This is a genomic window from Vibrio sp. R78045, assembly GCF_042466085.1.
Classification (GTDB): Bacteria; Pseudomonadota; Gammaproteobacteria; order Enterobacterales; family Vibrionaceae; genus Vibrio; species Vibrio cyclitrophicus.
Genome location: NZ_JAXHBS010000008.1, coordinates 1,299,988 through 1,321,241 on the forward strand (window position 1 = coordinate 1,299,988; position 21,254 = coordinate 1,321,241).

The window sequence follows — 21,254 nt, forward strand, 5'->3', positions numbered from 1 at the left end:
TCGTGACTCAATAGATGTCTAAGGAAGGATGAAATAATGCATGAATACGAATGCGAAAACTGCCCAATAGTTTATTGCTTTGATGATTGCCATTCGGCACTTAAAGAGGCGAAAATCATAGATATTGAAGCGCTAGCGAAAAGAGTTGATGAAGAGACATCACAAAGCGCAAGAGTGAATAAAGTTCCTCAGGAGCTCGATCATCAGCAATAGGTTATATGTGACGGCTATTACTTAACAGCACACAAGTAAACTATTCATTTGAGTCAAACATAAAAAATCCCCACCAACAAAGTTGGCAGGGATTCCAGATTAGTAGCATTATTGTTCTCGCTTTCTCAAGCAAAAGGGTAACTTCCTAGAAGTGACTGTTTTAGAACAATATCATTTTGCTACAAACTACTTCTCGTAAGTTTTGATTTCGCCTGATTTAACGCGAGCAACAAATGATTGCAGTTCTTTCTTCACAACTGGCATCAAGAAGTATAGGCCAAGGATGTTAAAGATAGACATCGCAAAGATAGCCGCATCAGAGAAGTCGATTACCGCGCCGAATTGAATCGTGGCACCAATAACAACAAACACACAAAACATCACTTTAAAAATTAGTTCTGTTGTTTTGCCTTCACCAAATAGGTAAGTCCACGCCTTAAGACCATAGTATGACCAAGAAATCATCGTCGAAAATGCAAACATGATAACAGCGAGTGCTAGTGTGTATTTAAACACTTCTGCAGTTTCAGTAAATGATGCAGCAGTCAGTGTTACACCTGTTAAACCTGTTCCATCGTATGGGCCAGTGTTCAAGCCGGCGATAGTGATAACCAATGCTGTCATTGTACAAATGATTACCGTATCAACGAATGGTTCTAATAATGATACAAGACCTTCTGTGATTGGCTCTTTCGTTTTTACTGCTGAGTGAGCGATTGCCGCTGAACCTACACCCGCTTCGTTTGAGAACGTAGCACGTTTCAGACCTTGGATTAACGCACCTATAAATCCGCCTACAACACCTTCACCAGTAAATGCACCTGAGAAGATAGCGCTAAATGCATTACCAACTTGATCAAGATTAGAACCGATAACAATGAGCGCCATACCAATGTAAAGAGCAGCCATCCAAGGAACAACTTTTTCCGTTACCGATGCAATCGAAGGCATACCACCAACAATCACAGAAAAAACTAAAGCGGCTAATACAAGGCCAGTAATGACACCGTATTCGCTCGGTACATCAAATGCGTAAGTTAACATGGCATGTGCTTGGTTAGCTTGGAACATGTTACCGCCACCAAGTGCACCCAAAATACACATTAACGCAAAACCAATAGCAAGGGCTTTACCTAATCCACCTAATCCTCTTTCGCTTAGACCTTGGCTTAGGTAGTACATTGGACCACCTGAAACAACACCAGAAGGTAGGATAGTTCGGTATTTTACACCTAAGGTACACTCACAAAACTTAGAAGCCATACCTAGCAGGCCACACAAGATCATCCAGAATGTCGCACCCGGACCACCAATCGCAAGCGCAGCACCAACGCCGGCAATATTACCAAGCCCTACGGTTCCAGAAAGCGCTGTTGTTAATGCTTGAAAGTGGGATACTTCCCCGTCTTCTTTGGTGTTAGGGTCGGTATATTTACCTTTAATAATGTCTATGGCCATACCAACGCGTTTAAATTGAACAAAGCCAAAATATACAGTGAAGATAATAGCGGCGAGTAAGAGCCAGCCAACAATGACTGGGAAGTTTGCTTCTCCAACCGGTACACTTTTAAATATTAATCCAACAAACCACCCCGTGTAGTCGTTGAAAAAGCCATCAACACTTTGACTTAAATTGCTAATTGACTGCTTAAATGATCCAGCTTCTTCTGCAAAAGCGCTGGTACTAAATAATAAGATTAACCCCAAGAATAGTTCACGTATATTTTTCATGGTTTTCCCTGTCTTTATTTTATAAATTTCGATTGTCATACTGAATTTATTTTTTATTTTCAATTTGTCGTTAGTTCAATAACTTATCTATTTCTTTAGACAGCAACAAAAAGGGATGTAGCTAAGTCAAAATAAGAAATAGATATGAACATTGGTCACACTTTATATGAACATCCTTTCAATAGAGTTTATGTTATCAATACCTCTGGTGTTGGTTATACCAAAGTCTTATTGATAATCTTATACACAAACGCAATGGCGTTAAAGAATTTTTTACAATAATTTTACATTTGGTCATGTTTTGTAATTATTTGCTGATCTATGACCACTTTCTAGTCAACAGGACTGACTTTTAAAGCTATTGGCAGAGCATCTTAGTGGGCTAGATACGTAAACTCTGATTAACCTGCCGCTGAGTGGACCTCGTAAGGTTTTGATAATTGGTGGTCATGCTTATGACCCAAATATGAAGCTCACAGCAATTTGGATGTTTAAAAGAGATAAAAAGTTGATAAGTTAGTGGCTTGAGACTTTCGAGCTTTCATCATGGGTGATGAAAGATGAAAGATGAAAGATGAAAGATGAAAGATGAAAGAAAATGAAGGGGAGGCTGAAACTGACTTATGAAAATGTTGCTATTGATTTTATCGCGTATGTTGATTTTGTTGTGTATAGCTCGCCGGACTACTTATTTAAATACTATCCCGATAGGAAGACAAAAAGCTCTTTATAAGAGCTTTTGTGTCACTGCTTTCTGATGATCAATAAACGTGTTGTTTAAACATTCCCATTAATCAAATCATCGATTTTCTGGACTTGTAACTGCATTGATTGACACATCTACGTGATGGGCGCCTCTGAACGACTTAGGCTTTTACTCGATTTATGAAAAAGCTTAAGTGCCAATAACGATCCCCATAGTAGAACCTGTCCCCATAACAGCGTCCATTGAGGTGCTATTTCTTGCCAAGATGCACCCATCTGATTAAGCGCTAAGAAACCTTGGATTGCAGGTGTGCTCGGGAATAACTGTGATAGTAGTACTAACCACTCAGGCATCATCTCAACTGGCCAAATAAAGCCTGAAGAGAAAATGAGTGGCATTGAGCTAATTAACACTACGACCGTGACTAATTCTCTTCTTGGAACCAACTCACCGATAAGAATCCCGACTAAACAACTGGCCAATAAGAAGGGCAGTAGTAAGGTCAAAATTTGTGTCATTGAGGCGAGCAAATTTATCCCATACATCGAAAAGCTTGCACCGAAGTAATACATCGATAACAAGTAATAGATGCCGATTAATGTACAACAACGAGCAAGTATCAGTTTCGCCGAAGAGATCTTACTCCAATAGCCAAACGTTGATTGCGCGTTTTGGGTTGCACCAACTAAACCTGAAGCCATGGCTAAGGTTTGTTGCAGGATCAACACAAAAACAGCAGGAACCACGTAATCAATGTATCCCATGCGACTATTGAAGGTTGGTTTTAGGTTTAAGCTAAATGCACTGTAGCCTTTGGCAGCGGATTCTAAAGGCACACCTTCGACTAACAAGTGACTAACCTTAACTTGCGCAGCTAACGTGCCTCCTGCCTTAGCTAGGCCTTCAACAATTGTCCCGTAGACCAAGAAGTAAGATGCGTCACCAGCATAAGAAAGCGTCGGGCTTTTACCGAGCAGCAAGTCTTTATAGAAGTCTTCTGGAATGACGAGAAATCCGCCAATCTCCTGATTAAGTACGGCTTGTTTAGCATCGGCGATAGAGGAATCTCGACGTACCAATTCGATCTGAGAGGTGGCATCTACCATACGTTCTAATTGGTAGCTGCTTTGGCTCTTATCCAGATTCACAACGGACGCTTTAAGCTGTTGAGGTACTTGGTTTGCGTAAGGCAATGGATATAAGAATGAATAAAATACCACGCCGCCGAATACGGTGAGCAATACAACAGGGTTGCGAAGTACCGCTAACAGTTCTTGTTTCAGCAGTTGAGTAAAGCTCATTGTTTTACTCCTCGTTGCTCTGCTTGTTTTGACGATATATATCGTGGTGATTGCGCCAAGTGTTTCTTAATCAACAACATCACCACGAAAGCAGGGACTGCGTACCACAACATTGAGGAGAGGCTGATTAAAGATTGTGCCGCGCTCACGCCATAACTAGACTGTGCCGTTTGTACTTCTATGTAATGGCTGACTGGCAGTAAGCTTCTCCAAATTTGAGCTGCCGTGTTCATGTCTGTCACTGGAAAGGTAATGCCCATGAACGCGAAACTCGGTGCAGTAAAGGCACCTGCGAAACTCATCGCCCTTGCAGGATCAAGTGTTAAGAAGAAAAACAAACAACCCATGATGATACAACTGATCACTGTCAGTATTTGGGCAATGGTCAATGCTACAAAGCTGCCATTAAATGGCCAGTCTAAGAGAGCATAGAACCAAAAGCTAAACGCGATACCAAACATTAAAAATAAGACAGCATAAGGTATTAATGTTGAGGTTAGCGACTTCATAGGTGCGTTGGATAACCAAGCTTGAAGGCCACGTGCTCTAACGTTCGCCGTTAAAACTAATATCGTGCCAACCACAACCATGATCTGCCACAGTGCAGGAATAACTGCAGACACCAAGAACTGAGCATAACTGCTGTTCTTGTTAAACAGTGGCGTGATCTGGCTTTGCACTGTTACTGCTTGGCCTAATGCTGATTGGACTGTGGTATCACCGAGTGACAGTTGTTTAACCACTTCAAGTTGAGCGTTAAACGTACCTTGAGCTTGTAGCAGAGCCGAGTTCACTAATTTGCCGATCAAGATAAATTGGCTGTTGTAGAACACGGATACCTGCGGGTTTAAACCTAGGTAAATATCTAGGTCAAAGTGTTTAGGTATTACAACATAGCCGTAGATATCACGTTCGATCATCGCTTTTGCCGCTTCACTCGCTGAGCTGTATTTCTGAGTGACTTGCAGTGTTGGTGAAGCATCAACGAGGCGCGTGAACTGCTGTGAAATTTGGCTGTGTTCAAGATCAACAACAGCCACCGGTAAATCACGAGCGATACCTTGTGCAAATATAAGCCAAATGCTTGCAGCAAGAAGTAAAGGAATCCAAGTTAGGCAAGACAACAACCATTTATCTTTACGAACAATAGCCCATTGCCTTAGTAATGGGCTCGTCACTTTGTGATGCTCAGTTGATTGCGAGCCTGTAGATCGGAAGTTAGCAGACATAGGTCACCTAAAGCTCAACCACAAGGCTCATACCCATTCGTAGTGTCTCGCCGGTATCGACAGGTTGCGCTTCTACTTCAAAAGTTCGTAAGTCGAAACCTTGTGCTGCGTCTGTTGAACGCCAAGTCGCGAAATCACCCATTACGGCGATGTGTGTGACTTGGAAAGTTAGTGACTTATCCAAAGCCGGTAGGTATGCCTCAAACTGGCTGCCTTTCTCGAAATGCTTAAGCATATCTTCACGCACATTGAGTACTGCCCATGCATCGTTGGTGTCGATAACAGTCACAACAGGGAAACCTTGTGGTGCTAGCTCACCGCTGCTCAATAGAACTTGAGATACTTCACCATTAAACCAACTGTGGATCTGTGTGTCTTTTGCGTACGCTTCAACTTCTGCTACTGCACCCGCCGCCATTAATGCTTTTTGAGCAGCAGCCACCTTAGTCTCGTCACGAACACCTTCTTGCGCTAATTTGTACATTTGGAATGCGGCACTTTCAGTGTATTTTGCGGCTTGCCATTGTGTTTTGGCTTCATCACGTTTTTGTTCTGCGACAACGCCATCGTTGTAAAGGTTGTTTACACGTTGGTACGTTTTGTCCATCAGATCAGCTGCAGCCTTGGCTTTCAGCCATTGATCTTTGGCTGCTTGGATCTGTTGAGTACGCGCGCCATTCTCTGCTTCTTGTGCTAATGCACCAGCGGCTTTCTGACCGGCTTTTGCTTGCTCTAGCTTCGCGTCAATCTCAGGGCTAAGAAGAGAAAAGATCAATTCGCCTTTTTCAACTGAGTCACCTTTACGCACGAATATTTCATCAATTCTGCCAGGTACTTTCGATGAGATACTGTATTGCTGCGCATCGATTTGGCCTTGAAGCTTAACAGGCTGAGGTTGATAAGCTTGATAAAAACTGTATCCGACCCAGCCAATGACGCCGATACCAACTAAAGATAGAAGAAGGGGCTTAATAGGTTTCATGAATTATCCTTTTGACTGGCTATCGGTGTCTGTTCTTGAATCGAAATCAGACGAAACAGAAGACGTTAAGTAACTTGAGTAAGCATTCATTTCGCTGGTTAGCGCCAACAGCTTATTAAGAGAGATGAGGTATTTGAATCTCGCAGCAGATTGCTGTGTTTTAATGCTGGCAAGGTATAACTCAGCATCAACCACTTCTAATGAGTTAGAAAGCCCTTGAGTGAATGCCTTTTTACGGAGCGATAGGTTTTCTTGCGCTAACGACAAGCTAGAGTTGAGGCCTTGAACCTCTTCAATTGCTTGGTTTGCTTCCAGATAGGTTTTTTGTACTAACACGGTTAAGTCTTGTTTAGCTTGTGATTTAAGGAATTGAACCTGAGAAACAGCACTGTGAGCTGCTGCGACTTTATCTGAACGGCCAGAGGTATCAATCAGCGGTACATTGACACCAATGCCAACTAACCAATCAGGTTTCATTTCACTCGCGAGAGAATCGTCTTCATAAAGGCTGTAATCACCGTAAAGATAAACTTCTGGGTAGTATTTACCTTTTTCTGCTTTGATTAAGCTGCTTGCTTGTTTCTCTTTTGCATCAAGGATCTTAAGGCCGGGGTAGGTCATGAGTGTTTGATCAATGAACACATCCATATGAGGGAGGTTCTTATTGATAAACAGTTGCTCTGAAGGTTCAACACTTTGGCTTTGGCCAAGTATTTGAGTTAACGCTAACTGAGCAATTTTAAGATCGTTTTGAGCTTTAGTCCGCTCGACAACCGCTTTGTCTAGTGAAGCATCCGCCTGCAAGCGTTCTACTCGTGCGATTTGTCCTTGTTGTTCAAGTTTGATGGCGAAATCACGATGCTGAGTTAAGCCAGCTTCAACGGCTTGACGCGTTTTGACGACGTCTTCCGCTAAGATCACCGAGAAGTAGTATTTGCTTAAGTCTTCGTAACGAGCCTGCTTTTCCATCAACAGTTGGCTTTGAGCCTCTTCGCTTTTACCTTCTGCGGCATTTTGCGCAGCGGTAATTCGTCCGCCTGTAAAGATAGGCCAAACCGCACGAATGGAAGAACTAAAGATGTCTTGTTCGGTAATAGTAGAGGTGATGCCACCGAGAGCTGAAGTTAACCCAGGAAGCGCGGCTCCAATGCCAGACAAACCAGCTGGTACGCCACTCAAGCTATCGGCAAACTGTTCGCCATTGATGGTTACGTCACTATCGAGGTGTGTGTAGTTAGCCCCTAAGGTGATAGAAGGCAAGTTGAGGCTACTCGTTGAGTTTTGAAGGTGCTGATAACGCTCAACATTGGCTTGTTGAGCGGCAAGAGAGTTGTTGTTCTCTTGGAGTATTTGCCACGCTTCAGTAAAAGAGAGTGGGGCTGCGTAGCTTGGCGAACTGATAGTACCGATAAGAATACTGGCAATTGCAAGGCATCGGAATTTCGGTTTAGTCATCTGAACTCATTTACCAATTTAGAGTATTAACTCTAATATTAACAGGGCGATCATCATTTGTCTTGAACAGATTGTCGCTATATATACACGTTCTTTTTATAAACAGATTCTTTCTATAAACCGAAAACGCCGACTAAATCACGAGCTCTTAGAAATTAGAAGCGAATCATTATAGAGAGACAGCTACCGCTATAGAGAGACAGATATACACAGATAGTTTCACATTAGCACATCAGCAAAAATTAATACCATTCGTTAACTTGGTGTGGATAAGGTTAAGTGTATGGTCCCAAAGACAAATAATACGAAAAGAGCACGGCAAAGCGTGCTCTTTACATTCAGTATAGAGGTATTTGTTACAAAATGAAGCGGTCTATTTAAAGCTTGGACAATGGTGGTCGGCACGCCACACTAGTTGTCTTGAACCTTGCATAGTTTGCAGTAAATCTCTGCCTGACATTTGCGGGAAAGCTAACAACACTTTTAAGTCGAGTGGGGATGTCTCGTCTTTCTCATAGGCTCTGACATGAGTAAAAGTAGATTGTAAGTTATTAAACAGCATCGCCTTAGTCAGGCAAATTCCAAAATTATCGCGTTTCATTGTCTGGTTTCCTTTTCAACAATGTTTATACGTTATGTTTTTTATCCTATGTCTGTTGGACAGTGCTATTGGGCGACACACCCTGCTTACCAGTGCTTAATCGTGGTCAACTGATTTTTATCAGCTCCCTGTGTTGTCATGCCAGTCAGCTGTATGCTTAAGTCTCTATATGTTTAGATATCTATAGATGATCCAGTTCGTTCAGCATACGTCGAGGCGAGCAAGCAACTTATTATTATTTGCACGTCCAGTGAGTAAATAATTGTTGCTCTTTTGTTAACCGAATTTCGATTGAGATAGCAGTCTTTAAAAGGCGACGGATAGCTTGGCAACAATAAATTTCTTCATATGCAACTATTATAATTGTATTTGTTTTGAACAACCTAAAAAACACCTAAAACCTTAGTGATCTAGCTCAATATTTATTCGTTTATTTACCTTTTTAAGCTAATCAGTTCTAAAAATGAGCAGTTTTTTGAGCGGTATAACGTAAAGGAATATCAATTAATAATCGGGTCAATTATTTAGTTGAGTAACAGTCACAAATTCGTATAGGTGAAAAGGTCATTTGATTAACTTGGTGTTAACATTAATCGTTAGCATTAGGGACGATTTTATATGAAATGGAGTAGTATCAGCTTCAGAAAAAGGTTGCTGATTATCATGACGGTCACTGGCCTCGTTGAACTGTTGATACTTTCAGCTGCGGGTTTTTCGTATATCAAACAATCTCAAGAACAAGAGATGGGTTTGAAAGCACTCGGTGTTGCTGAATTTCTGTCTGAATCACCACTTGTCGCCAGTATTCTCCAAGATAAACAGTCTTTAGGTCCTGATGGCGCTCCTTATTCTCTGTCCCAAGAAACCCAAGTTAAATTTCGAAACCTTACCCAACTTATTGGCGCGGCCTTTATTGTTGTAGGCGACGAAAAAGGTATTCGCTTGGTTCATCCTTATGACGACAGGCTCGGTAAACCAATGCGCGGTGGCGACAATCAAAGGGCGCTCGCACTAGGTGAATCTTATGTCTCGACGGCTAAAGGTTCGCTTGGTTTTTCTGTTCGTGGTAAGTCGGCGGTTAAGGATCAGCAAGGCGCGGTCATAGGTGTGGTTTCAGTTGGTTATCTATTGGATTCTTTGCAAGATCGAATTGAACCTTACTTGGCCTTTTTGATTGTAATGGCGTTGCTGGTGGTTGCAGTTAATGCTGTGATCTCAAGCTACGTATCTCGTCGTTTTCAACGTTCTATTTTGGGGTTTGAACCTGAAGAAATTGGTCGATTGTACGTTGAACTTGATGTGACCATGAGTACAGTGAAAGAGGGCATCTTAAGTATCGATAAGAACGGTATTTTACGTTCAATAAACAAAAGTGCCTGCGATATTTTGTCTATAGATAGGGACTCAGCACTCAATCAACAGCGCCTTTCTGATGTGTTGGCGGGCAGTGACTTAGAACACCTGTTATCAACCGGCGACACGGACCATGATGTCGAGCTGTACCTCAATAATAAGCGAATTATTGCAAACCGAAGTCCGATTGTTGTTGCTGGTGAAGTGGTTGGAGCGGTTTCTAGTTTCCGTTTAAGGGATGAAATTAATGACTTAACAGACCAATTGTCTCAAACCAAAGAGTACGCCGACCTATTGCGTTCTCAAACACACGAACATCAGAACAAGCTCAACACGATCAGTGGCTTGATTCAGATGGGAGAGTTGGAATCGGTTCAGCAATTGATTGGTCAAGAAACGGCGCACTATCAAAGCCTCATCGAGTTCTTAAGAGAAACGGTGAAGGATCCGCTGATTGCCGGCATGTTGTTAGGTAAAACTGAGCGAGCGCGTGAGATTGGCCTGGAGTTGAAAGTTGAAGAAGGCTCAAGATTAGAAGCGCTACCAAGTCGACTAAACGCCGATGACGTTGTCACTATTCTCGGTAACCTCATTGATAACGCTTTTGATGCCACCATGATGGCGATTAAACAAGAAGGGCAAATAACACCAGTTCGCCGAGTAATCGTTGTATCGATCAGTGATTTTGGTAATGAAATCATTGTTGAAGTAGAAGATAAAGGATGTGGTTTGCCAAAGCATTTGGCGACTGATGCACTAACCGAAAAAGGTGTATCAAGCAAAGCCAAGCAGAACCGAGGTGTCGGTTTGTATCTTATTAAGCAGCTTGCTGACCGCTATCAAGGGCAGCTAGAAATGATTGATAATCCCGATTTTGGGTCACGCATGACGGTGTATTTGCCGAAAGAAGAACAATAATAATTGAGTATGAAGCGATCGAGTGAAGAGCAACGTGACAGGAATACAATGGTTAAAGGAAGAACATAAATGAAGGCAATCACGAGAGTCATGGTCATTGAAGATGATATTGCGATTGCAGAGTTGCACCATCGTTATTTAGAACAGATGGGGGGCTTTGATGTGATCGGTATAGCGACCACACAATCTGAAGCGTTAATGCAATTGGATATTTTAAAGCCCGATCTAGTGCTTCTGGATGTGTATTTACCTGATGGGTGCGGGCTCGATATTCTAAATTACGTGCGTGGCAGCAACCAAGGTTGTGATGTGATCTTAATTACAGCCGCTCGTGACGTCGATACATTGCAACAAGCAATGCGCGGCGGAGTGGTTGACTATCTGCTTAAGCCAGTGATGTTTCCTCGCTTAGAAGCCGCGCTGAAAAAGTACCAATCACAACAGCAAGAGTTTGAAAGTGTATCGGATCTTAACCAAGGTTTGGTGGATAAGATGTTGCAAGCTAATGCCAAAGCGGACTCAGGAAAAGTATCAACCCTACCCAAGGGTATTGATGGTGTTACATTGGATAAGATTAGAGCAATTTTCCAACAAACTGATGCTGTTAACATCACTGCTGACGAGGCCGGTGAACGGATTGGAGCGAGTCGAACCACCGCTCGACGATATTTGGAATTTCTAATCACGACTGGCGAGTTAGTGGCTGACTTAAATTACGGGTCAGTAGGCCGCCCAGAACGCTGCTACAACAAAGCTAGAAGATAGATTTAGCGACAACAAGTCACAAAGACAAACGCGATGCTGTCAAATAAATATAAAGCCAGTTGAATAGGCTGGTTTTGCCTTTCTCTCCATTTCCTATTATTCACTCCACCGACCAGATACCGTTCTTTCTTGACTACAATGTTTGAGAATGCCGATTTACGGCTATCTCAGGCTTTGTGAGCCCGGGTGTTGAATAGAATTCGTTCGAAATGAGTCAATATTTAATCGATTGCCTTCACAGTGGTTGATGTAAATCAAATACTCATAGACAATACTGACCCGAATAGAGGTGATAGCATTCACCCTCGTTTACCAAACGCATTCTCAAGTGTAATAGGCTCTCGCTATTGATGTAATAGTTAAGACCTATTATCAATTTTCGTATGTCGCTGATACCTTTGGCGAATACTAAAAACCTTGTTTTTATAGGAAAGATGATGGTAATACCTGAAAACAGCAGCATCGTTATTTTTGGTGCGTCGGGAGATCTGACTTACCGTAAGTTAATTCCTGCTTTGTACCACCTGTATGCTAGCAATCAACTACCAGAATCCTTTGCGATTCTTGGAGTGAGCCGTACTGAGTACAGCGATGAGTCTTACCGTGAGAAGCTGAAGAAGTCTCTTCAGGAAATGGAAAAAACTGAGCCAGAGACGCTGAATGCATTTATTGAACATCTGCATTACCAAGCGATCAACACTTCAGATGTAGACGACTACGCTCGTTTAGCACAACGTCTAGACAAGCTTGAGCAAGACTACCAATTCGAAAACCATAACACATTGTTCTACTTGGCAACCCCACCAAGCCTGTACGGTGTGATTCCAGCAAACCTTGCTGCGCATGGCCTGAACGATGAAAAGAACGGCTGGCGTCGCCTGATCATCGAGAAACCATTTGGTTACGACTTAGCATCAGCTCAAGCATTGGATGAAGAGATCCATCATCACTTCCAAGAACACCAGATCTACCGTATCGACCATTACCTTGGTAAAGAGACGGTACAAAACCTTCTAGTGCTTCGTTTCTCAAACGCGATGTTTGAACCACTGTGGAACCGTAACTTTATTGAATACGTTGAAATCACAGGTGCTGAGTTCCTTGGCGTTGAAGAGCGTGGCGGATACTACGACGGTTCTGGCGCAGTTCGTGACATGTTCCAAAACCACCTGCTACAAGTGCTAGCAATGGTTGGTATGGAGCCACCAGCTCAAATTAATGCTGATTCTATTCGTGACGAAGTGGTTAAAGTTCTTCAGTGTCTCAAACCGCTAGAAGAAGACGACCTGCGTAAAGATTTAGTGCTAGGTCAATACACAGCGTCAGACGTTCGCGGCCAGCAGTTGCTTGGTTACCGTGAAGAGCCGGGTGTTGCGGATGACTCTCGTACTGAGACGTACATTGGTCTTAAAGCACACATCAACAACTGGCGTTGGAATGGTGTTCCTTTCTACGTACGTACTGGTAAACGCTTGCCGACACGTGTGACTGAAATCGTGATTCACTTTAAGAACACACCACACCCAGTATTTGGTCAAGATGCACCAGAGAATAAGCTGATTATCCGTATTCAACCGGATGAAGGTATTCAAATGAGCTTTGGTTTGAAAGAGCCAGGTGCAGGCTTCAAAGCTAAAGAAGTGAAAATGAACTTCTCTTACTCTGACTTGCCTGAAACTCAGATGCTAACAGCTTATGAGCGTCTTCTTCTTGATGCACTGAACGGTGATGCGACTCTGTTCGCACGTACTGATGCAGTAGAAGCATGTTGGAAGTACGTTCAACCAATCTTAGACTTCAAGCAAGACCCTCAAGCACTGTTTGGCTATGCTTGTGGTACTTGGGGCCCACAAGAAGCCGATGAGCTTCTGCAACGTGATGGCCGCGCATGGCGCTTCCCATGCAAGAACTTAACAGACACGGATTACTGCGAACTATGATCAATCACAAGATCTTTGCAACGCCTGAACTGGTCGTTGAAAACCTAGCAAACGAAATGAAAGCTTACAGCGAGCTGGGTAAACCTGTTCACATTTCACTGTCGGGTGGCAGCACGCCAAAAATGCTTTTCAAGCTTTTAGCTGAAGCACCGTACGCAGAAGGCATTCAATGGAATAACCTTCATTTTTGGTGGGGCGACGAACGTTGCGTGGCACCAGATGACGCTGAAAGCAACTTCGGCGAAGCGAATGCGCTGCTTTTCTCAAACGTGAACGTTCCGGCAGAGAACATCCACCGCATCCGTGGTGAAGATGAGCCTAAAGCAGAAGCTGAGCGTTTCGCAAAAGAGATGGCAGACGTGATTCCAACTGAAAACGGCACGCCTGTATTCGATTGGATTCTGCTAGGTGTTGGCGCAGACGGCCACACAGCTTCATTATTCCCGGGTGTAACTGACTACCAAGATGAGAACCTATCTGTATTAGCTTCTCACCCAGAGTCGGGTCAGATCCGTATTTCTAAAACAGCGAAAGTTTTAGAAGCAGCAAAACGAATCAGCTACCTAGTGCTTGGCGCAGGTAAAGTCGAGATCGTTAAAGAAATTCATACAACTCCTGCTTCAGAACTGCCTTACCCGGCAGCGAAAATCCAGTCTAAAACTGGCGAAACAGAGTGGTTCCTAGATTCAAATGCAGCAAGTGCTATCGCATAAGTGCGAATAGCCGCAAGGAGATATAAATAATGAAAGGTGATATCGGTGTAATTGGCCTAGCAGTAATGGGTCAGAACCTTATCCTAAACATGAACGACCACGGCTTCAAAGTTGTGGCTCACAACCGTACTGCTGCGAAAGTAGACGAGTTCCTAGAAGGCCCAGCTAAAGGTACTAACATTGTTGGTGCATACTCTCTAGAAGAGCTAGTTGAGAAGCTAGAAGCGCCACGTAAAGTGATGCTTATGGTTCGTGCTGGTGACGTTGTAGACACGTTCATCGACAAGCTTGTACCACTTCTAGACAAAGGCGACATCATCATTGATGGTGGTAACACTAACTTCCCAGACACTAACCGTCGTGTTGCTGCTCTTCGCGAGAAAGGCATCCACTTCATCGGTACGGGTGTTTCTGGTGGTGAAGAAGGCGCTCGTTTCGGTCCTTCTATCATGCCAGGCGGTTCTCCTGAAGCTTGGGAAGCGGTTAAGCCTATCTTCCAAGGTATCTCTGCGAAAACTGACGCAGGTGAGCCTTGCTGTGATTGGGTTGGTAACGACGGTGCTGGTCACTTCGTTAAGATGGTTCACAATGGCATCGAATACGGTGACATGCAGCTTATCACTGAAGCATACCAGTTCATGAAAGATGGCCTAGGTATGAACCACGACGAAATGCAGGCTGTATTTGCTGACTGGAACAAAACTGAGCTAGATAGCTACCTAGTAGAAATCACTGCTGACATCCTTGGCTACAAAGATGAAGACGGTGAAGCACTAGTTGAGAAGATCCTAGACACTGCTGGCCAAAAAGGTACGGGCAAATGGACAGGCATCAATGCACTAGACATGGGTATCCCACTGACTCTAATCACTGAGTCTGTATTCTCTCGTTGCCTATCTGCACTTAAAGATCAACGTGTTGAAGCTGAGAAACTGTTCGGCAAGACAGTTGCTCCAGTTGAAGGCGATAAGCAAGAGTGGGTTGATGCAATCCGTCAGGCTCTACTGGCTTCTAAGATCATCTCTTACGCTCAAGGTTTCATGCTAATGCGTGAAGCGTCGAACGAAAACGGCTGGGATTTAAACTACGGTAACGTTGCACTTATGTGGCGTGGCGGTTGTATCATCCGTTCTGCATTCCTAGGCAACATTCGTGATGCTTATGAAGCGAACCCAGAGATCGCATTCCTAGGTTCAGATGCATACTTCAAAGGCATCCTAGACAACTGCATGGGCGCTTGGCGTAAAGTTGCAGCTAAGTCTATGGAATCAGGCATCCCAATGCCATGTATGACTTCTGCACTAACGTTCCTAGACGGCTACACAACAGCTCGTCTTCCAGCGAACCTTCTACAAGCTCAACGTGACTACTTCGGTGCTCACACTTACGAGCGTACTGACCGTCCACGTGGTGAATTCTTCCACACAAACTGGACTGGTACAGGCGGCGACACTGCTTCTACAACTTACGACGTATAATCGTTAGTTAGAATCAGTAGAGAACAAATTTGTTCTTTCAGCTGCAAACTAGAAAACAAAAGGATGCCTCAGTGGCATCCTTTTTTGTTGGTTTGCGTATTTTTAGATGGTCACTTCAAACACACAACTAATTATCGCTTAGGCGGTCATGATATGTGGTTGTACATCGTCGTTGTATTGATCTCGAATGGACATAAAGCTGTCTAGGTTTTGTTTAGGCGCTTCAACCCACTCTGGGTCAAACATTCAACCAGTGTTTGCTTCTATATAGGCCATCACCTCATTCAGTGACCAAGCGTGTTTATAGGCTCTTTTACTCATTAACGCATCGAATACGTCTGCCAGTTAATAGCGTATGCGCTATTGCTTAACTAAAGTGCTGTTAATGATGATCTGGACGTTAAATAACCATTTTAAAATTAAATGAAAAGATAAATAGGATAACGCACATGCTTTATGCCATCATAAAGACATAAACAAGGGCAATGGAAATAATGCCCAAATGATTGAGCTAGAAGCGGTCAGTGATGACGGTGTTCTAGAGTATATTCAAGGCCGTGAGCTGCCTTGAAAAAGGTAATGTTATGACTGAAGAAGAAAGAATCGAACTGCAACAAAACAACCCTCTACATGGCTTAAAGCTTGAAACCATGATTACTGAGTTAGTCGATCACTATGGTTGGGAAATTTTGGATGCAGCAATGCGCATGAACTGCTTTAATACTAAACCAACGGTAGCAAGTGCGGTTAAATACCTGAAGAAGACAGAATGGGCTCGTGAGAAGGTTGAAAACTTCTACCTTTACCGTTTTAAGCGTATGCCTAAAGCTTCAGATATTGAGTATCAGATGCCACCACGCTCACGCACGTTCCGTCACGGGTTAGAACCTCGTGAACCAATGGAGTTGACGGTTGAGTCTATCCACGCTTCTCAAGCTAAAGCTGCATCTGCATTTAAAGAACGCCGAGGCGGTAACGGTCGTAACTTTCGCCGTTAGCAAGAGCCGTCTTTAAAAAATGGCATTGTTAGCCGCCGTTAGATAAGGCGTAGATAATTAATGCGCCTAATTAGACAAGCGAAAAACACAAAAGGAGCCTAAGCGCTCCTTTTTAATACGTATAACTATTAAATCCGTCTAAAGCTTATTGTTTTTGAGCCTTAAGCTTCGCGGTGCTTTCTTTGATTCTTCCAAAGGTCAACGACATAGACAATGGCGCTGATCAGTAAGAATAGCGCTGACACAGAAAACAGAGCGGGCATCTTTAGGATCCACGCGAATGTGGCAGCAAGAAAAGCGACAAAGCAAATGAGTCGACTTGATGACATGACATGACCGAGTTTAATGTTCATAACGCCTCCTAATGAAGTCTCACTTTCGACAGGAGAATTATCCCATGTCTATTGGAATAAAGGCTAAAAAACAGTCTAAATTGTTATCAAATTTACTAATTGACAAACTCGCCTCACACATTTTAGCTTGGCTATTTTATAGGGCGTAAAATAACCAATTGAGGGGATTTGTCACTTCTTCATGCTTAACGATTTACGTTGTGTTTTGCTAACGAAAGGCGTGATTACTGTACGAAGTAATTTGAATAAAAGCTAGTTGATATAAAACCTAGTTAGCATAGAAGAAGTAAGCGGTGATCAAAAAGCTAGCGATGATCACAGTAGTACGGACATACTGTTGTGGGATACGACGAGAGATTTTAGCTGAATAGTAACCACCGACCAATGTCCCAAATAAGACAGCTATGCCTGATGGCCAATCAATCGAACCATTCACGATAAAGAACACGATTGCCGCGAGTGACGCGCATGCCGACACCAACAGTTTGATGCCATTCATCACATTGATATTGGTATATCCAGCCAGTGCCAAGTAACTCAATGTCACAATGCCTAATCCTGCATTAAAATAACCACCATAAACACACACGATAAGTAACATCAAAGCAGAAAATAATGCTCCAGCGCTGTTGGCGTGTTTGTGTTTAGCTGTGAGTTTCTTAAGCCATTGATTTAGTGTTCCACCGAAAGTAAAAAGAAGTGCTGCAAAAAGCAGTAACCAAGGAACGGATTGAGTAAACAATGCTTCTGTTGTGTGTAGCAATAAAAACGCACCGATACCCCCACCAACTACACACAAAGTGATGACGATCTTGAGCTGCTTAGTACCTGATTTAATCTCGTGTCTAAGTGCATATGCACCACTGATGTAGCCCGCACATGAGGCAAAGGTGTTGGTCGCATTAGCGGCTATCGGAGGGACACCAGCGAATAACAGAGCTGGAAATGTGATGAAACTGCCGCCACCAGCGATGGAGTTAAGTACACCACCGCTAACACCTGCTGTAAATAAGATGAGCAAATCCAAAAGCAAAGACCAATCGAGTTGCATTATAATTTCGTTCCTTCTGGTTATTTTGTAACGGAATTGTGACTAGACTATCACTAAGTATTTATTTTGTTTATTAAATATATGATCTTTCATAGAAGACGTTTCGTTTGATGAGAATGTAAATTGAACTAATTGTCACAGTCTATAATCATAAATCTGTGACTTTTTATTTTTGAACAAGGGAATGACAATGGAAAAACGAGTTAAAAACGCGAATTTAGGACAAGATCAAAGACCTATCCCCCAGGAAGCTTTTGATTGGTATGACGAATATGCTCATGGGGTAATCGACAGAAGAGAATTTATGCGTAGGCTTGGTGGCCTTGCTGTACTTGGTTTTACTATGTCCACATTAACCAGTGCTTTGATTCCTAATTACGCACTCGCCGAGCAAGTTTCATTTAACGATCCTTCTATAACGGCGAGCTACGCTCAGTTTTCGTCTCCCAAGGGGCATGGAGAGTGCCAAGGTTATTTGGTTGTACCTAAAGATCTTCAAGGTACGGCTCCCGTTGTTCTTGTGGTGCATGAGAACAGAGGTCTAAACCCGTACATCAAAGATGTTGCGAGGCGCTTAGCTGCGCAAGGTTTCATTGCGTTTGCACCTGACGCTTTATTCCCTATCGGTGGTTACCCAGGAAACGATGATGAAGGGAGAAGCATGCAGAAAGGAATGGACAAGTCTAAGCTTGAAGAGGACTTCATAGCAGCTGCGCTGTTCTTGAAAGATCATGAACTCAGCAATGGGAAACTTGGTGCGGTTGGCTTCTGTTATGGTGGTTATGTGGTAAACATGCTTGCTGCTACGATACCTGAAAAGCTCAATGCTGGAGTGCCTTTCTATGGTACACCTGCGGCTGATGAAATTCGCGAAAGAGTGAAAGGCCCGCTGATGCTTCAGTTTGCTGAGTTAGACAAGAGAGTAAACAGTACATGGCCGGATTATGAGAAACGTCTAAAACTGAATGAAGTTGATTACACCGCTTACGTTTACGAAGGTGTGAACCATGGCTTTCATAACGATTCGACAGGGCGTTATGCCGAACAAGAGGCCGAACTGGCTTGGAGTCGTAGCTTAACATTCTTTAAGGAGCATCTAAGCGTTTAGAAGCATGTGAGCTTGATGAATTGAAGCGACATACAAATGATATAGATAACTCACGAGTTGTTGGTTAGAAGGTCGTGCATCAAAAAAGCCCTAACAGGACAAATGTCTGTTAGGGCTTTTTAGTAACGTGAGATTATGCTTCTACGGGTTTAGCTTTAAATTTTTGAAATAACTTGAGGAGTATAGGGCTGCTTAACACGAGCACCGCTAAAATAGTGAAAGTCATTGTAATTGGACGTTCCCACAAGAAGCTTAACTCGCCATCGCTGATCATCAACGCACGTCTTAAGTTCTCTTCCATCAAGCCTCCTAAAATAAACCCAAGCAGTAATGGTGCGAGAGGGAAGTTTGCTAACCTCAGTGCTATAGCAGCTATCGCGACGATTAACATCACAAACACATCCATCGTGTTGAACGACACCAAATAGACACCTGTGATAGAGAAGAACAGTATCATTGGTAATAGCACCGTTCTTGGTACAGCAAGCAGTTTAGATATGTAAGGGATAAGCGGTAGATTCAAAATAACCAGTACAATGTTGCCAAAGTACATTGAGATAATTACAGACCAAAATACATCTGGGTGCTCAACGAATAATCGAGGCCCCGGTTGAATACCGTAAGCGATTAGGGCACCAAGCATGATTGCGGTAGTACCAGAGCCGGGAATACCAAGCGTCAGTAGCGGAACGAATGAACCACTTGAAGCTGCGTTGTTTGCTGATTCAGGAGCAACAAGACCACGGATACTGCCTTTACCAAATTCTTTCTGTTTGTCTTTCGGTGCCAAGCTTCGCTCCATACCGTAACTCAAGAAAGCGGCAATGGTTGCGCCAGCACCGGGTAAAACACCAGTAAAGAAACCTAGGATCGAAGAGCGAATCGAAACGGGGGCGACTTCTTTAAACTCTTCTTTGGTCACTTTCATACTGCCAATATCGGCCATTTTCTGGCTTTCTTCGCCGCTAGTGTCTTTTTCTGGTTTTAAAATACCCATTAAAGTCTCACCTAGAGCAAACGTTGCCATTGCCAATAGTAAAAAGCTAAAGCCATCCATTAGATCGGTTAAGCCAAAAGTGAATCGCTCAACACCAACGCCTTTATCGATTCCAACGGTGGAAAGCATTAAGCCTAGGATAGTCATCATCCACGCCTTCACCACTTGACCAGGGCCTGCAAATGCGGCTACGGCTGATAAACCTAGTAGCATTAGTGCGAAGTAGTCAGAAGACTGAAAGCTCAATGACACGCTTGCGAGTGCTGGCGCTGCAATCAACAGCATAATGGCTGAGAGCGTGCCACCAGTGAAAGAAGAGTAAGCCGCGAGTGCGAGTGCTTTACCCGCTTGTCCTTTCTGCGCCATTGGGTAGCCATCGAACGCGGTGACGACCGTTGAAGAACAACCTGGAGCATTGATTAAGATTGATGACGTAGATCCACCAAAAACCGCGCCGTAATACACACCAGCCATTAAGATGAGGCCAGAAGAAGGGTCTAAGCCGTATGTAATAGGGATCATCAACGCAATGGCTGAAATTGGTCCTAATCCCGGAAGCATCCCGATAAAGGTACCGACGAAGCAACCCACGATGACCATCATGATGTTCATTGGCATCACAGCGGTCGAAAGCCCTTGTAAAATTCCATCTAACATAATGTTATCCCTACCAAAGAGTGAAGATTAAACCAGGCTCTAGGTAGATATCTAAGCCTTGAGTTAATAGAAGAAAGAACGCGATAACGAAAGGAAACGACGCGCCAAATAAAACAGCTTTACGGCGTTCACCCAATAAGTAAAAGCCAGCAAGCAAGAAGAAGCTCGTTGCCAGAACAAAGCCAAGGTAAGTAAGACCAACACCGTACAGTGCCATCAATACTAAAAAGCCAATCAGTAGTTTCCAATCAAAGTCAGAAATAGCTCCGCTGTCTTTGTCTACTTGTCCGGTGATAAGCAATACTAACGATAAACCAATACCTGCAATGGTTAGTAATGTTGGTAATGTGCGAGCCGTAAAGGGTTCGTACTCGTCGCCAGGGAAAAGGGGAATGAGTGTGGTTTGATAGCCGTAGCAAAGGCACACGAGTAAAAAAATCATTGCCCCGACGCGATCGCGACATAGCAAGTATTCTTTACTTAAAAATTTGGTTGGTAGGTCCGACATATCCAACTCCGTTTAGGGTGGTATAGAAAAGTAAAAAACCGTACATGAGCGAGTTAATGAATAATGTCTGGGATCACTAACCTAAGGTAAGCGGATTACAATGCTTAATGTTCAAGCCACTTGCGTCTACAACGATTCGACAAGTTTTAGTAATTCGATACGGATAAACAAAGGAGTTTGAAGTTAACTCATGTACG

The 21,254-nt window shown here is 43.3% G+C and carries 19 protein-coding genes; 8 read left to right on the plus strand and 11 right to left on the minus strand.

What is annotated here, in order from left to right; genetic code table 11:
* The first annotated feature begins 36 nt into the window (after window positions 1-36).
* Window positions 37-213 (plus strand): hypothetical protein, encoded by a 177-nt coding sequence (locus SJY39_RS08130; protein ID WP_016791268.1) that lies wholly within the window; start codon window positions 37-39, stop codon window positions 211-213.
* A 186-nt stretch (window positions 214-399) separates the two neighbouring features.
* Here SJY39_RS08130 and SJY39_RS08135 read toward each other — a convergent pair whose 3' ends face one another.
* The 6 genes from SJY39_RS08135 to SJY39_RS08160 form a co-directional block, all read right to left on the minus strand.
* Window positions 400-1,944 (minus strand): sodium:alanine symporter family protein, encoded by a 1,545-nt coding sequence (locus SJY39_RS08135; RefSeq protein WP_010438482.1) that lies wholly within the window; start codon window positions 1,942-1,944, stop codon window positions 400-402.
* Window positions 1,945-2,784: 840 nt separating this feature from the next.
* Window positions 2,785-3,951, minus strand: a complete 1,167-nt coding sequence (locus SJY39_RS08140; RefSeq protein ID WP_010438485.1) for an ABC transporter permease — start codon at window positions 3,949-3,951, stop codon at window positions 2,785-2,787.
* Complete coding sequence (locus tag SJY39_RS08145) at window positions 3,948-5,180, minus strand: ABC transporter permease (RefSeq protein WP_016791269.1); 1,233 nt, start codon at window positions 5,178-5,180, stop codon at window positions 3,948-3,950. Before SJY39_RS08145 ends, SJY39_RS08140 begins: the two co-directional genes overlap by 4 nt.
* Window positions 5,181-5,187: 7 nt before the next feature.
* On the minus strand, window positions 5,188-6,162 hold the full coding sequence (locus tag SJY39_RS08150; RefSeq protein ID WP_016768672.1) for an HlyD family secretion protein: 975 nt from the start codon (window positions 6,160-6,162) through the stop codon (window positions 5,188-5,190).
* 3 nt (window positions 6,163-6,165) lie between these two features.
* On the minus strand, window positions 6,166-7,617 hold the full coding sequence (locus SJY39_RS08155; protein WP_016783920.1) for a TolC family protein: 1,452 nt from the start codon (window positions 7,615-7,617) through the stop codon (window positions 6,166-6,168).
* A 373-nt stretch (window positions 7,618-7,990) separates the two neighbouring features.
* Window positions 7,991-8,218 (minus strand): hypothetical protein, encoded by a 228-nt coding sequence (locus SJY39_RS08160; protein ID WP_010438494.1) that lies wholly within the window; start codon window positions 8,216-8,218, stop codon window positions 7,991-7,993.
* Between the two features lie 618 nt (window positions 8,219-8,836).
* Here SJY39_RS08160 and SJY39_RS08165 point away from each other — a divergent pair.
* From SJY39_RS08165 to gnd, 5 genes are all read left to right on the plus strand, one after another.
* Complete coding sequence (locus SJY39_RS08165) at window positions 8,837-10,489, plus strand: sensor histidine kinase (RefSeq protein ID WP_032546049.1); 1,653 nt, start codon at window positions 8,837-8,839, stop codon at window positions 10,487-10,489.
* 69 nt (window positions 10,490-10,558) lie between these two features.
* Window positions 10,559-11,254 (plus strand): response regulator, encoded by a 696-nt coding sequence (locus SJY39_RS08170; RefSeq protein ID WP_016768675.1) that lies wholly within the window; start codon window positions 10,559-10,561, stop codon window positions 11,252-11,254.
* 437 nt (window positions 11,255-11,691) lie between these two features.
* Entirely contained in the window at window positions 11,692-13,194 is a 1,503-nt protein-coding gene (zwf, locus tag SJY39_RS08175; protein ID WP_010438503.1) for a glucose-6-phosphate dehydrogenase, read from the plus strand.
* Window positions 13,191-13,907 carry a 6-phosphogluconolactonase gene (pgl, locus tag SJY39_RS08180; RefSeq protein ID WP_016768676.1) on the plus strand — a complete coding sequence of 239 codons (717 nt, stop codon included), beginning with the start codon at window positions 13,191-13,193 and terminating at the stop codon, window positions 13,905-13,907. Before zwf ends, pgl begins: the two co-directional genes overlap by 4 nt.
* A 29-nt stretch (window positions 13,908-13,936) precedes the next feature.
* Window positions 13,937-15,385: a decarboxylating NADP(+)-dependent phosphogluconate dehydrogenase gene (gene gnd, locus SJY39_RS08185; RefSeq protein ID WP_004733587.1), complete on the plus strand. Its 1,449-nt coding sequence runs from the start codon at window positions 13,937-13,939 to the stop codon at window positions 15,383-15,385.
* 138 nt (window positions 15,386-15,523) lie between these two features.
* Here the strand turns inward: gnd and SJY39_RS08190 are convergent, their stop codons facing one another.
* A complete protein-coding gene (locus SJY39_RS08190) occupies window positions 15,524-15,631 on the minus strand; it encodes a hypothetical protein (protein WP_016791272.1) in 108 nt (35 codons plus the stop codon).
* A gap of 338 nt (window positions 15,632-15,969) precedes the next feature.
* Here SJY39_RS08190 and SJY39_RS08195 point away from each other — a divergent pair, with 338 nt between their 5' ends.
* Complete coding sequence (locus SJY39_RS08195; protein WP_010438513.1) at window positions 15,970-16,383, plus strand: VF530 family DNA-binding protein; 414 nt, start codon at window positions 15,970-15,972, stop codon at window positions 16,381-16,383.
* Window positions 16,384-16,544: 161 nt separating this feature from the next.
* On the opposite strand, the gene SJY39_RS08200 is transcribed toward SJY39_RS08195, so the two are convergent.
* Window positions 16,545-16,736 (minus strand): hypothetical protein, encoded by a 192-nt coding sequence (locus SJY39_RS08200; protein WP_010438515.1) that lies wholly within the window; start codon window positions 16,734-16,736, stop codon window positions 16,545-16,547.
* Between the two features lie 268 nt (window positions 16,737-17,004).
* Window positions 17,005-17,787: a sulfite exporter TauE/SafE family protein gene (locus SJY39_RS08205; RefSeq protein ID WP_010438516.1), complete on the minus strand. Its 783-nt coding sequence runs from the start codon at window positions 17,785-17,787 to the stop codon at window positions 17,005-17,007.
* Window positions 17,788-17,977: 190 nt separating this feature from the next.
* Between SJY39_RS08205 and SJY39_RS08210 the strand changes: the two genes are divergently transcribed.
* Window positions 17,978-18,895: a dienelactone hydrolase family protein gene (locus tag SJY39_RS08210; RefSeq protein WP_010438518.1), complete on the plus strand. Its 918-nt coding sequence runs from the start codon at window positions 17,978-17,980 to the stop codon at window positions 18,893-18,895.
* Between the two features lie 133 nt (window positions 18,896-19,028).
* Here the strand turns inward: SJY39_RS08210 and SJY39_RS08215 are convergent, their stop codons facing one another.
* Both SJY39_RS08215 and SJY39_RS08220 read right to left on the minus strand, forming a co-directional pair.
* Window positions 19,029-20,549: a tripartite tricarboxylate transporter permease gene (locus tag SJY39_RS08215; RefSeq protein WP_010438519.1), complete on the minus strand. Its 1,521-nt coding sequence runs from the start codon at window positions 20,547-20,549 to the stop codon at window positions 19,029-19,031.
* A gap of 10 nt (window positions 20,550-20,559) precedes the next feature.
* Complete coding sequence (locus tag SJY39_RS08220; RefSeq protein ID WP_016793324.1) at window positions 20,560-21,057, minus strand: tripartite tricarboxylate transporter TctB family protein; 498 nt, start codon at window positions 21,055-21,057, stop codon at window positions 20,560-20,562.
* Window positions 21,058-21,254: the final 197 nt, after the last annotated feature.

Excerpts from the sequence above, each read along its gene's own strand:
- SJY39_RS08130 (WP_016791268.1), top strand. The coding sequence starts at position 37 with ATGCATGAATACGAATGCGAAAACTGCCCAATAGTTTATTGCTTTGAT.
- SJY39_RS08135 (WP_010438482.1), bottom strand. The coding sequence starts at position 1,944 with ATGAAAAATATACGTGAACTATTCTTGGGGTTAATCTTATTATTTAGT.
- SJY39_RS08140 (WP_010438485.1), bottom strand. The coding sequence starts at position 3,951 with ATGAGCTTTACTCAACTGCTGAAACAAGAACTGTTAGCGGTACTTCGC.
- SJY39_RS08145 (WP_016791269.1), bottom strand. The coding sequence starts at position 5,180 with ATGTCTGCTAACTTCCGATCTACAGGCTCGCAATCAACTGAGCATCAC.
- SJY39_RS08150 (WP_016768672.1), bottom strand. The coding sequence starts at position 6,162 with ATGAAACCTATTAAGCCCCTTCTTCTATCTTTAGTTGGTATCGGCGTC.
- SJY39_RS08155 (WP_016783920.1), bottom strand. The coding sequence starts at position 7,617 with ATGACTAAACCGAAATTCCGATGCCTTGCAATTGCCAGTATTCTTATC.
- SJY39_RS08160 (WP_010438494.1), bottom strand. The coding sequence starts at position 8,218 with ATGAAACGCGATAATTTTGGAATTTGCCTGACTAAGGCGATGCTGTTT.
- SJY39_RS08165 (WP_032546049.1), top strand. The coding sequence starts at position 8,837 with ATGAAATGGAGTAGTATCAGCTTCAGAAAAAGGTTGCTGATTATCATG.
- SJY39_RS08170 (WP_016768675.1), top strand. The coding sequence starts at position 10,559 with ATGAAGGCAATCACGAGAGTCATGGTCATTGAAGATGATATTGCGATT.
- zwf (WP_010438503.1), top strand. The coding sequence starts at position 11,692 with ATGGTAATACCTGAAAACAGCAGCATCGTTATTTTTGGTGCGTCGGGA.
- pgl (WP_016768676.1), top strand. The coding sequence starts at position 13,191 with ATGATCAATCACAAGATCTTTGCAACGCCTGAACTGGTCGTTGAAAAC.
- gnd (WP_004733587.1), top strand. The coding sequence starts at position 13,937 with ATGAAAGGTGATATCGGTGTAATTGGCCTAGCAGTAATGGGTCAGAAC.
- SJY39_RS08190 (WP_016791272.1), bottom strand. The coding sequence starts at position 15,631 with ATGTTTGACCCAGAGTGGGTTGAAGCGCCTAAACAAAACCTAGACAGC.
- SJY39_RS08195 (WP_010438513.1), top strand. The coding sequence starts at position 15,970 with ATGACTGAAGAAGAAAGAATCGAACTGCAACAAAACAACCCTCTACAT.
- SJY39_RS08200 (WP_010438515.1), bottom strand. The coding sequence starts at position 16,736 with ATGAACATTAAACTCGGTCATGTCATGTCATCAAGTCGACTCATTTGC.
- SJY39_RS08205 (WP_010438516.1), bottom strand. The coding sequence starts at position 17,787 with ATGCAACTCGATTGGTCTTTGCTTTTGGATTTGCTCATCTTATTTACA.
- SJY39_RS08210 (WP_010438518.1), top strand. The coding sequence starts at position 17,978 with ATGGAAAAACGAGTTAAAAACGCGAATTTAGGACAAGATCAAAGACCT.
- SJY39_RS08215 (WP_010438519.1), bottom strand. The coding sequence starts at position 20,549 with ATGTTAGATGGAATTTTACAAGGGCTTTCGACCGCTGTGATGCCAATG.
- SJY39_RS08220 (WP_016793324.1), bottom strand. The coding sequence starts at position 21,057 with ATGTCGGACCTACCAACCAAATTTTTAAGTAAAGAATACTTGCTATGT.